The organism is Fodinibius sp. GM108 (genome assembly GCF_058386985.1).
On sequence record NZ_JBYEIR010000012.1, the window covers coordinates 20,045 to 31,750 of the forward strand.

13 protein-coding genes are annotated in these 11,706 nt (G+C 39.6%); 8 read left to right on the plus strand and 5 right to left on the minus strand.

Annotation, left to right across the window (positions count from 1 at the left end):
* Positions 1-160: 160 nt before the first annotated feature.
* The 4 genes from ACT3ID_RS17470 (at position 161) to ACT3ID_RS17485 (ending at position 4,489) form a co-directional block, all read left to right on the plus strand.
* Positions 161-1,414: a PAS domain-containing protein gene (locus tag ACT3ID_RS17470; protein ID WP_491543349.1), complete on the plus strand. Its 1,254-nt coding sequence runs from the start codon at positions 161-163 to the stop codon at positions 1,412-1,414.
* Between the two features lie 75 nt (positions 1,415-1,489).
* Positions 1,490-1,933 carry a SufE family protein gene (locus ACT3ID_RS17475; protein WP_491543350.1) on the plus strand — a complete coding sequence of 148 codons (444 nt, stop codon included), beginning with the start codon at positions 1,490-1,492 and terminating at the stop codon, positions 1,931-1,933.
* Positions 1,934-2,664: 731 nt separating this feature from the next.
* Positions 2,665-3,963 carry an aminotransferase class V-fold PLP-dependent enzyme gene (locus ACT3ID_RS17480; RefSeq protein ID WP_491543351.1) on the plus strand — a complete coding sequence of 433 codons (1,299 nt, stop codon included), beginning with the start codon at positions 2,665-2,667 and terminating at the stop codon, positions 3,961-3,963.
* A gap of 4 nt (positions 3,964-3,967) precedes the next feature.
* Positions 3,968-4,489 carry a Rid family detoxifying hydrolase gene (locus tag ACT3ID_RS17485; RefSeq protein WP_491543352.1) on the plus strand — a complete coding sequence of 174 codons (522 nt, stop codon included), beginning with the start codon at positions 3,968-3,970 and terminating at the stop codon, positions 4,487-4,489.
* A gap of 4 nt (positions 4,490-4,493) precedes the next feature.
* On the opposite strand, the gene ACT3ID_RS17490 is transcribed toward ACT3ID_RS17485, so the two are convergent.
* Both ACT3ID_RS17490 and ACT3ID_RS17495 read right to left on the minus strand, forming a co-directional pair.
* On the minus strand, positions 4,494-4,709 hold the full coding sequence (locus tag ACT3ID_RS17490) for a dodecin (RefSeq protein ID WP_491543353.1): 216 nt from the start codon (positions 4,707-4,709) through the stop codon (positions 4,494-4,496).
* 119 nt (positions 4,710-4,828) lie between these two features.
* The gene (locus ACT3ID_RS17495) at positions 4,829-5,038 is read right to left on the minus strand and encodes a cold-shock protein (RefSeq protein ID WP_491543354.1); all 210 of its coding nucleotides are present in this window, start codon (positions 5,036-5,038) and stop codon (positions 4,829-4,831) included.
* A 182-nt stretch (positions 5,039-5,220) separates the two neighbouring features.
* Here ACT3ID_RS17495 and ACT3ID_RS17500 point away from each other — a divergent pair, with 182 nt between their 5' ends.
* Positions 5,221-6,093, plus strand: a complete 873-nt coding sequence (locus ACT3ID_RS17500) for a nucleotide excision repair endonuclease (protein ID WP_491543355.1) — start codon at positions 5,221-5,223, stop codon at positions 6,091-6,093.
* Between the two features lie 53 nt (positions 6,094-6,146).
* Here the strand turns inward: ACT3ID_RS17500 and ACT3ID_RS17505 are convergent, their stop codons facing one another.
* Together ACT3ID_RS17505 and ACT3ID_RS17510 are read right to left on the minus strand one after the other, a co-directional pair.
* Positions 6,147-7,172, minus strand: coding sequence for a porin (locus ACT3ID_RS17505; protein ID WP_491543356.1), 1,026 nt, complete (start codon positions 7,170-7,172; stop codon positions 6,147-6,149).
* A 143-nt stretch (positions 7,173-7,315) separates the two neighbouring features.
* On the minus strand, positions 7,316-9,316 hold the full coding sequence (locus ACT3ID_RS17510; RefSeq protein ID WP_491543357.1) for a sensor histidine kinase: 2,001 nt from the start codon (positions 9,314-9,316) through the stop codon (positions 7,316-7,318).
* 223 nt (positions 9,317-9,539) lie between these two features.
* Here ACT3ID_RS17510 and ACT3ID_RS17515 point away from each other — a divergent pair, with 223 nt between their 5' ends.
* On the plus strand, positions 9,540-9,968 hold the full coding sequence (locus tag ACT3ID_RS17515; protein ID WP_491543358.1) for a hypothetical protein: 429 nt from the start codon (positions 9,540-9,542) through the stop codon (positions 9,966-9,968).
* 4 nt (positions 9,969-9,972) lie between these two features.
* Here ACT3ID_RS17515 and ACT3ID_RS17520 read toward each other — a convergent pair whose 3' ends face one another.
* A complete protein-coding gene (locus ACT3ID_RS17520; RefSeq protein WP_491543359.1) occupies positions 9,973-10,428 on the minus strand; it encodes a hypothetical protein in 456 nt (151 codons plus the stop codon).
* Positions 10,429-10,744: 316 nt separating this feature from the next.
* Between ACT3ID_RS17520 and ACT3ID_RS17525 the strand changes: the two genes are divergently transcribed.
* Entirely contained in the window at positions 10,745-11,197 is a 453-nt protein-coding gene (locus tag ACT3ID_RS17525; protein WP_491543360.1) for a response regulator, read from the plus strand.
* A 10-nt stretch (positions 11,198-11,207) separates the two neighbouring features.
* On the plus strand, positions 11,208-11,705 hold the full coding sequence (locus ACT3ID_RS17530; RefSeq protein ID WP_491543361.1) for a chemotaxis protein CheX: 498 nt from the start codon (positions 11,208-11,210) through the stop codon (positions 11,703-11,705).
* Position 11,706 lies beyond the last annotated feature (1 nt).

Consider the following 11,706-nt stretch of genomic DNA (forward strand, 5'->3'; position numbering starts at 1 on the left):
ATTAAATTATTACTATTCTTATAGTACTAATCTAGTCGGATAGCTGATCATTCTCAAGGCTGATTGGAATGGTAGATACTGCGTTTGTTGTTCTGCTTGAGTATTAACAATCCATCCGAACTGAATTTTGAAATAAGCCCTAATTAATCCCCCAAACGATATGCGACTAGAAGACCTGAGCAAGCTGAAAAAATGGAGCAAAGACGATAAGTCTTTTGAGAAACTTAAAAGTTTTGTCGAGGATCTGCTGAAAGAACGCGATCGGAAAGCAGAAAACTTGCGCTTGCTGGAGTCTGCTATACGTGATGACTATGACGGGATATTGATTACAGAGCTTGAACTCGAGAAGCCCGGCCCGCGAATCGTGTATGCCAATGATGGGTTTTGTGAGATGACCGGCTATTCTAAGGAAGAGCTTATCGGCCAAACCCCCCGCATTTTACAAGGTCCCAAAACAGATTCTGAGGTGCTAGACGAGCTGAAAAACTGTCTCAAAGAGGGAAAATCTTTCTTTGGTCAGACCGTGAATTACCGGAAGGATGGATCAGAATTTGTCAACCAATGGGATATCCATCCGCTGACGAACAAAGAAGGTAATATTACGCACTGGGTTTCATATCAGCATGATATTACCGAACGTAAACGAGCCGAAGAGCAGCTTATGGATCAAAAGGTAGAATTTGATGGCCTCCGTGAAGAATCAAAGCGTACGGTGGTTGATGTGGATTTGGAGGGTAATATCGTGATGGCTAACAAGTCGTTCCGTGAGCTAATCGGTTACTCAAAAGATGAGCTGAAAAGAATTAAAGTCTGGGATCTATTTGCTGACAGATATAAAGATTCTTTTAAAAATCGTTTTCTTGATATCGATAGTGAAAGTTCCTTTGAAGGAGAGGAGTTTAAAGGCATAATTAAGCATAAGAGCGATGTGCCAATCCAGGTCAAAGGAAGAGCGCGTGTTATGGATTTGAAAGATCAGAAGTTGATAAGGGCTGAGATACATAATATTTCGCTGCAAAAGCGCATTATGGATACGCTGGAGAAAAGAAAGGTTGATTTCGAGCGGATTGTCGGTAAGGCATCAGAGTTTTCGTACAGCGTGCGTTTTGATGGTGATGATTTCATCATTACCGCAGTATCCGAAGAGTTTCCGGAAATTACCGGGCTTTCTGCTGAAAGTGTGATCGGGAAGAATAGCTGGAGTAAATTCGTTCATCAAGACGATTTGGAAAAAGTTAAGGCACATTTTCAAGAAATTTTGGAAGGCAGGAATTCTACCTGTGAATATAGATTGAGAACCGAAGATAATTCTTTTATAACGGTGTTGGATTACGGAAAGCCTGAAAAGTTAGAATCTGAGCAGGTGAAAGGTTGCCGATGTGCTGTTTCTGTTGATAAAGCCTACAAAGTTTAGGCATAATTGTCTTAATTTCTCTTGAATTCTTTGTATTTTTCTGAATGGAAATAATCTACCATTTATCCTTTATCTATGCCTGATATACACGAAAAACAGCTGCAGATTATTAATGAGTTTAAGGCGCTTGATGATTGGACAGAGCGTTATAAGCATATTATAAAGCAGGGTCAGACATTGGATCCGCTTGATGAGGAGCATAAGGTAGAAGAGAATCTGGTCCGTGGCTGCCAATCTCAAGTATGGTTGCATACCCGTCTGGAAGATGGAAACGTGATTTTTGAGGCGGACAGTGATGCAGCTATTACAAAGGGGCTGGTGGCGCTGATGGTACGCTTCTATTCCGGACACGATCCTGATACTATCATCAATACCAATCCTGACTTTATTAAGAAAATCGGGATGGAGCAGCACTTGTCACCTACCCGTTCCAATGGCCTGGCTTCGATGGTAAAACAGATGAAGATTTATGCCATGGCCTATAAAACCAAGATGGAACGTGAGCAGGCCGAAGCGTAAAGATCTTCCTTTTGCGAGAGCTGAGGATGCGTTAAGTAATTAGTGATATCTGAAACCACAGCATACGCAGAGACATATAACCCACTCTGCAATTCTTCCGGTTCGTTCCTGCTTCGCCTACTCCTTACATCTCCGCATGGATTCGGAAAGGGTGAGGGGTGTTATTATCTGGTATACTCGTACACAAATGGCTATTAGATCTTGTTCATTTTTTGTGACCCCCGGGACCAAAAAAACGCTGGAACGAACTCAAAAAGTCCTTGCCCTGTGGAATCCCCGAACCTCCTGAGATAAAGACCGTAAAATCGGCACCTTATAAAGACTATCGGATAGTTCTCGTTACGATGCTCTGCGTCGGAACATCTTAGACGCTCCGCGTCTGGTTTGAGTCTTTTAGCTCCTACCCATTGGTTGCTCTATTGCAATGACATGGATTTTTTCAATGCCTCTTTCATCCTGTTTGCTAGTTTGGAGAATCAATCACTGTTGCAAAAGGTACATAGGTAGCCCAGGCGTTAACGCCTGGGCTACCGAAATAAAACTATTACGTTTTCTTGAAGATTCAGTTAAGGGAGTTTTTATAGCTTATAACACTGATTTATATCTGTAGGATTAAAAGATTCTGCCTATCTCTAACTTTCCTCTAAAAGTCGCAGTTGAAATTTTATCTTTATTGGTTCATACTGTTTATCAGCAGGATGTGCAAAATCCAATAAATAAGCGGGGATACTATGCAATCGCGACGCTCCTTTTTGAAAAATATGGGAACGGCTGCCGGGGCAGCTATGACCGGTGCATTGTTTCAGTCAGCGAAAGCCAAAGATATTGTTAAGAATCTGAATGGGTACACTGGAAACGCTAAAGAGATAGCAAGGGACGAAACGTTCTGGCACAAGGTGCAGCAGGCATTTACCGTTGATCGGTCGCTTGTGAATCTGAATAATGGTGGTGTGAGTCCGGCACCGGCTATTGTTCAGGAGGCGATGAAAGATGATCTTGACTATTCAAACGAGGCTCCCGTTTATACGATGTGGGATGTTCTGGAGCCCCAGCGTGAAGGTGTGCGGCAGAGGCTGGCACGTTCGTTTAAATGTAGACCCGAAGAAATTGCCCTTACCCGGAATGCTTCAGAGGGATTGCAGATCTGCCAGTTTGGATTTGACCTGAAACCCGGCGACGAAGTTCTCACTACCAATCAGGATTATCCCCGGATGATCAATACTTTTAAACAGCGCGAGCGGCGGGAAAATATCAAATTAAAGCAGTTCAGCATCCCTGTGCCTGCTGAAGATGATGAAGAGATCGTCCGCCGCTTTGAAGAAAATATCACCTCCCGCACCAAGCTGATCCTTATGTGTCATATGATCAATATCACGGGACAGATCTTGCCGGTGAAAAAAGTTGTCAACATGGCGCGTGGTTACGACATTCCCGTTATAGTAGATGGAGCTCATACTTATGCTCATTTCGATTTTGACCTTACAGATCTGGATTGCGATTACTATGCTACCAGCCTGCATAAATGGCTGTTGGCTCCCCACGGTACCGGCATGCTTTATGTTAATAAGGATAAAATTGCCGATCTGTGGCCGCTGATGGCTGCTCCGGACAAAATGGATGACGATATCCGAAAATTTGAAGAAATAGGCACGCATCCCGCGGCTAATTATCTTGCAGTGGCAGAAGCGTTAACTTTTCATCAGGGAATAGGAGCCAAACGCAAAGAGGAGCGGTTGCGATATCTCAATGATTATTGGGTAGATAAAATCATTGATTACGACCGCGTGCAACTGCATACCAGTCGAGATCCGAAGTATTATTGTGGTATTGTTAATGTGCAAGTTGAGGGTATTGATCCCGGAGCTCTTACCAATTACCTGTGGAAGAAACACCAAATTATCGTGACGCCCATAAAACACGAGGAACTTGAGGGAATACGAGTCACTCCCAATGTCTACACGACTATTGAAGAGGCAGAACGTTTTGCCGAAGTGATGGAGTCGGTGACCAATAGTGGTTTAAGGGGGTAGAGTCATGAAAAAGTATATTCTCTATTTTTTGCTGATTTTTTTAGCCGGCTTCCTCATCATGCTGTGGGGTGATTACCTGAATAAGGATGATTCTGAGCTAATCAGGAAGACAGTTGAAACGCAAGATGCACCAGAAGCTATTGGCCCCTATTCACAGGCGGTACAGGTTGGTAAAACACTTTATTTGGCAGGGCAAGTAGGTTTGGATCCTCAATCAGGTCAGCTGGTAAGTGATTCGCTGCACCTGCAGGTATGGCAGGCGATGGACAATCTTGAGGCTGTACTAAATGCCGCTGACTTCAGGATGAATGATGTTGTTGAAGTGCAGGTGTTTATGACAGATATTGATCAGTTTTCGCAGTTTAACAAACAGTACGAGCAATATTTTCATGAGGAACCTCCTGCAAGGGCTGTAGTGGAAGTGTCCCGTTTACCGCTGGATGCCAAGGTTGAGATAAAAATGACAGCGGTCAGGAGTGAAAGAGAGAGGGAGATATTAGATAATAATCAGCTGCCAGTAGAATGAGCGGTTATTCCGTATCCTTTAGGGTGAATCCTATTTTTACGGTGACTTGCCACTGCATGACTTCATCTTCTTCTATTGTCCCGCGCGTTTCTATTACTTCAAACCAGCGCATTTCATCCACAGTTTGCGACGCTCTTTCAATAGCATTTCCAATGGCTGTTTCCATAGATTCATCTGAAGTGCCGGTAATCTCGATTTTCTTGTAAATATGATTTTCCATAGTTATCTCCTTTTATGAACAGAATTTGTATGAACAATATAGCACCTTTATAACATCAATAAAAAAAGCGTCACCGAATGATGACGCTTTTAAAAATAATATTTAGAGTAAAATATGTGTTACAGTGGTATCACCTCTTGTGCTTGTAATCCTTTGTCTCCCTCAGCAACAGTGAATTCGACTTCCTGGCCTTCTTCCAGTTTTTTATAGCCTTCCATCTCAATTTCACTGAAGTGCACGAAAATATCTTCGCCTTCATCTCTAGTGATAAATCCATAACCTTTGCCGTTATGGAACCACTTTACGGTACCTACTTCGCGTTCTGCCATTTTTAAATCTCCAAAAAATTTTACTTCGTGTGCTACTTAAATGTTCAAAAACGCCGTGCTAATACAATAAACAGCGCCTGAACGCCTAAGTATAGTATATTTTTTGTGGATTCCCTACTCTGAAAGAAATTTCTTGTATAATTTTTTGATATTTTGAGTAAAAAATAAATATAGAAGCAGAAATGGCCGAGCAGCAGCGTCTTTTTGATCACTATAATCCGATGGAAAAACGATTGGGCAAAGCGTTTTTTGACGACCTGCCTACGGAATCAGGTATCTACAAGATGTATAATGCAAGTGGAAAGCTGCTCTATGTTGGGAAAGCAAAAAATCTTCGTACCCGTCTCTTTACCTATCGACGAGCAAAGATGGAGACGACATCATCGAAGATTATACGGCTGATACGAATGACGCATCAGATAGAAATAGAAATCTGTGATACAGAAAAGGAGGCGCTGCTGTTAGAAAATGAGTTAATTCGAAAACATCAGCCCGAATTTAATTATGCAAAGAAACAACCAGAAACGTACTATTTTATTGGACTTCAACCTTCAGAGGAAGCACTGGAATTCAGCCTGCAAATGCACATGCCGGATAAAGAGTTGATTTTTGGATCTTTTAAAGGGCACCGGATCGTTAGAAAATCAATGGGCGGAATTATTCGCATTTTGTATATCCTGGAGAATGAAACTGATTCTGTTTTTGATCTGCCCCCTGTGCTTACTCAAAAATTGACGCCCATGAAATATGAGTTATCGATTAGGAAGGTAGAGATTGATCAGATTTTAGGACTGATTTCTTCTTTTTTGATTGGCGAAAACCGGAAGCTTATCGATTGGATGGTTGCGAGATGTGAAGAGAAAGATTTGCTGGAATCATTTGCCGGTTCTATGATTCTGGATGACCTGGACGCATTGAAATGGTTCTTTCAGCGCTGTTCGCATCGTAATTACCAGATAAATCAGCAGTTTAAGCGTGATGAGATGCTAATTCCTCAAGAGGAATTAGATGATTTACTGGTGAAGTGGGTATTTGCCCGGAAGAATAACAAATAGATTTATGTATGTGAGCATGCACCTTACTCACACACATAAATCTTTTTCAATAGCTAAAAACCGATTTGTATGGCAGCCAGTAAGTTGGAATATCCTACTCTTTTGTCCACGGGAAGTGTGTAATTCAATTTCAACTTCATAAACTTATTTGGTTTATAATTGAGCCCCGCAATAACTGATTCGGAATCATAGCTGAGGTTATCAGCAGAAAAGGTATCCCATCGAAGTAAAACTCTGCTGCTTTTGGTTACATAATAACCAGCGGTAATATAGTAGCCGTAGGGATTATGTTGATTTCCTATTTCAGGATTCATCCATCCATAGATGAATTCTCCATCAAGTAAAAGATCATTTTGTTCAAAACTTACATAAGAACCCAACAACGTTTGCTTTCCGGCAAAAGATGCCTGAATATTCCCTGATCCCGGCGCATCCTTTTGCTCATAGGCGATGTTAGTTCCAATCTTTAAGCTACTTTTATCACCTTTATTCAGATTTGTCTCCACCCGGGCAATGTATTGGAAATGATCATCGTCATTAAGGTTATTGCCATAATTATTTCCGTTGAAAACGCCACCGGTAAAGCGAAATGTGCGGTTGGGTGTATAGGCATCAAGTTGTGCACCCACTTGTCGTTTGGTTCCGAGGTTTTTGACTACAGCAGATCTATTGATAAATAGAGTTGAACCTGCTCCGGTTAAATATTCTTGAGTAAAAGGAGATTTAAATAATCCCGTTTTAATTGAAAAGTGAGAAGTCGGTTTAAAATATACATTTGCGTCTATTACAGCGGGAGACTTTAACATTGTCGCTTGCAAATTGTATCCGAATTGATCTCCAAAAATTCCTGATGCTTTAAATCGTGCATACGAAGCGCTGAAACTGTTATAGCCTGCCGACCGTTCGGCCTGAAAATCTGCACGGCCCTGGAACAACATACCGAGTGAGAAGTAATCCTTTTTAAACTGTTTTTCCAGATCATAAGCCTGCTTTTCTATTTCCGAAGTAGTCTGTGCAAAAGAAGGTATTGCCGCGACTAAAAACACCAGGGTAAGAAGACGCTTCATTGTTTTATACATACTACTGAATTAACCTAAATTTAGTTTATTGTGACAGCTACTCCTGCTTATCGTATCTATTTTGATAATCTTAAACAGTTTGGAGAGGAGACAGCTTTAAGAAGGGGGGGGATTCTTGGATACAGGAAGAAGGGAATTACAGCTTAAACAAAGGAATGATTGATTGATCTGCCATTGAGAAAACAGGAATAGATGGTACTTACTAATTTGTTATAACTGTTTGCATTTTTTTGAACTATAGCATCAGCGTACCTTGTGAGTGCCTGGCGGTCGGAGGTATTTAATTTTTTTCCCGTATAAATTATGATAGGCATTTGGGCATATTGAGGATGTGACCTTAATCTTTTAGCAATATGAAAGCAGTTCGTATCATAGATAATATAGTCCAGTACAACACAATCTATTGATTGCTGATTAATTATCTTGAAGGCCTCTTCAGGGGTTTGAGCTGTAATGCATTTATTAAAGGTATAGCTTAAAAATTCTTTGATAGCCATATTGTGAACTTTACTATCATCCACAACTAGTATCGAACGATCAAGAGGGTCAATGGCAGGCGTTGTCAAAGACTCTTCTGAGTGATGCTGATTCTGTATGATCGGATCGGATTTGCTTGATTCTTTATTTGGAAGAAACAAGGTAAATGCACTTCCAATATCGACCGTGCTTTCGATATGTAGCTTCCCGCCCAGTGCCCGAGTCAGTTCATGAGCGATATCTAATCCAAGTCCTGATCCTTCGCTGTTAGGAATTTGTGTATTAGCACGTGAAAACCGTTTAAAAATCTGTTTTTGATCGTTTTTGGATATGCCAATGCCTGTGTCCCGCACTTCGAAAGCAACGATATTCTCGATTTTGAATCCAAGATCTATCTCTTCTTCTTTTGTTGAATACAAGTTGAACGAGACACTTCCTTCTTCAGTATATTTAAAAGCGTTAGATAAAATATTTTTTAAAATCCGTTTAATATAGGTTGGATTGCTCTTAAGAAACTGAGAATGGAGATTATTTGTATTATAGTGAAATACAATATCCTGTTCTGAGGCAACAGGCTTGAAAGTTTGATATATCTTTTGGCCAAATTCAGGAAGTGAAATATTCTGAACTTCTATTTGTTTCAAACCTCCTTTTTCATCTATGACTTCGAAAAATTCTTCGATGTATTCTATTAAATGGTTGCTTACAAAATTAATTGTTTGGGTAAACTTCTGATGAGAACTTTTGCTGGAATCACCTCTCCATTTTTTAGTTAATAACTTGTTAGAGAGAATAATTGAATTGATGCTTGTTCGCATATCATGAGCAGCATTAGCGATCAGACTTTTCTTCTCCTTATTTTTCTGAATGTATTCATTCGTTAAAGTTCGTTGCCTCTTTAGCTTTTGAATTTTGAACCAAGCTCCACTTATATCTTTATTTGTTGCAAGAATATAAGTTTTTTCTCCTTTGTCTATTTTTTTTAAATGAGTTTCGGACGGATATATCGCACCCATCTTTCGTTTAATATTCGTACAGAGGGAAATTCTTTCGCGCTTGTTATTTTGAAGGGGCGAAACTAATTTTGCAAACGCCTCGTGATCGTATTCGTTATAGATGTCTGCCGGTTCTAGTGATGAGATTTCATCTTTGGAATAACCACAATTTCGGGCAGCGGTTTTATTGGTGAATATGCACTTATAGGTAGTACTGTCGAATATGAAAACCTCTTCATCACTGATATCGGATATGTGAGATAATATTTCTTTGAAATTTTTGGTCCGGTGGAGATCATCACGGATCTTTTTGTGTTCAAATTCTCTGCTGGCAATAGGAATCAACCGCTCAATTTGATCACTGGAAATACAGTCTTTCGCTCCGTTTTGCATAACTGTTGCTGCTTTGCCGCTCGAATAATTTTGGGCAAAGTAAATGATTGGAATACTGCTATAATTTTTTGAAAGCTGATTTAGAAATGAGTATGAACTATCACGTTCAGACATGATGATCAGGTCGAAAGGGGTAGATGCAAAAATATCATCATCTATATTTTTATCTGGCAAAATTTGATGATTCACTGAGATGCCGTTATCCCGGAATGTTTCCAGAATAGCAGATAGATCCGAATCCTGAATATTTATAAATAATAGATTTATGTGATCGATCATTGATCTGTAATCTAAACCGTTAGCCAATAGTTGTGGCTTAATATTTTCCTAAAATGATAGTCCAATACTTAATCCTTCTAGAATAAAAGAGGTACTGCCTTTATTATCAAAGAATTTATTAACATTTTTTAATGTTAGGATTTATTAATATACTAGCAAATGATATGGGGGGTATGTTCGGGGGATAACTTAGAGGTTATAAAAAAAGGACACGTTGGCTTTTATGGATACTGACAAAAATATGTTGCAAGACAATCGAAATTCAGTCGAAGTAGAGAAAAATAAAAGTAATGGATCTGCTTCGTCTAACAGTAAAATGTCAAAGCTTAATTCTTTAAACAGAGAAAAAAACCTTTGGCAGTTTAAGAAATATCAAGAAATCCAAAGAGAGATGGTACGGAAAAGTATGCACCAGGCAATGTCGCCTATCAGTGCTATTTCCGGATATCTTGAGCTTATAAAAATGTTTCTTGAGAAAGATGCCAGAAGTGAAAAGATTGAGAAGTATCGATCAAAAATAGAAGAAGGAGTGAATGAGCTGGAAATGATTATAGAAGATCTCTATGACACCTTTGATGAAGATGATAGCAACATCAAGGAAGATTTCAATAGCGAAGATGCCAGTTCAAACTCTACCCGCCGCGCTAGCTAGATCTTTATAGAGAAGCATCATAATTTCTGCCTCTTGGCGACTTGTATAAAATCATTTGAAGTTGATAACAATGTTTTCGCAGGGCCAGAGAATGTTTAAGGTTTAGTTCAGCTAATTTACGAAAAGGGTTTTGGCCAAAGTCGCTGCTTTCCCGGATCTTAGCCTGTATCATCATCAGCTTTTTGTGTTCAGCCACAAAAAATCGCTTAAACATTTCTTCAAAATCGTTAAAAGGCATCAGATCCGAATAAACGAAGTCATCAGCTCCCTCTGTTTTTTCTCCGTTACCAGCTAATACGGAATTTTTACTATTCTGATCTTGCTGATCTTCATTTTCTAATTCCGGAAACTTTTCCTGTGGGCGGGTCTGTAAATCCGATGAATATTCTTGTAATGGGTTTATACCTTCGGGTATTGTGATCTTAGAAGAGCGGCTTGTCTGGGATGAACGTGATAACATAGACGACCCTGCTTTGAGAGTATACCCGGTATAGTATTAACCTGTTATATTGTATTAATTAGTATAGCTTTTATCGGTGATTTCGAAACCTATCTTAAAATTATCGGGAAAATAGGGTTAAGGCATTTCTTATCAAAACAGATAAAATAATTTAAGAGTCTAATCTGAGTGCCGATAAGAAGTAATGAGTTCTACAAACGGGTGTGTAGTAACTAAGGTTCTCACAAGTTTAATACAGAGTTTAGTAAAGTGCAATCTTTGAATGGCAAAGATGAAATTCAGCAAAACTATATCAAAAAAAGACATATAGCATAAAATGGGAAAAATAAAAGCACTGGTTGTTGATGATTCAAAAATAATGCGAAGTGCCGTTAAGCGTGCATTAAATAATTTAATGCTGGCTGAGTTTGAATATGTGGATGCAAAAGATGGCGAAGACGCATTGGAAAAATTCACAGATGATATTGATATCATGTTTGTTGACTGGAACATGCCCAATATGACTGGGGTGGAATTCTCACAGGAAGTCAGAAAACAAGGCAATGAACATATCCCTATCATTATGGTAACCGCTGAAAAATCTATGGGTAAGGTAGACAAAGCTTTGAACGAAGGGGGAGCTGATGAGTACGTAACCAAACCTTTTAATGCTGATAAAATGCATAAGGCTATTAGTGGTTATTTTGATGATGATGGAAATATTGCCTCACGCGGTGGTGATGAGGAGGAAGAAAACAAGAGCTTTTTCAAAGGCATTTTAAACTCATAACCAAAGAGAGATGAAATTAGCACAGTTAAGTGAAGTTAAGGAAATTCCACAAGAACTAGTGGAAAAGGTGAAAGAATCGACCCTCGGAACATTTGAATCCATCCTGGGCGAAGAGCTTGAATATATAGAAGAAACAAATGGCCAAGGACCACTCAATGGTATAATCGGCAACGTTACGGTTTTCAACTCGGACCATACGATTTCGTTAATGTTGGCTGTGCCAAGAGATACAGCTTTGTTTTTTTCTGAAGTGTTTATTGGCATGGAATTGCCGTTTGAAAGTGATGATATGGGCGATTTGATCGGAGAGATATCAAATATTCTGGCCGGTGATGTTGCTGCAAATGTAGAGAAAGTTGGTTTTCGGGGGCAATCGTCATTACCAACGGCAACGCGCGGGAGTGATTTAACACTTTTTATGCCCAAAAAGCCTCCTACAAAAGAGATGAAATTCAAAAGTGAAAACGCAGAATTTCTATTAATAATGGTTTTAAGTGAATCCAACTAGA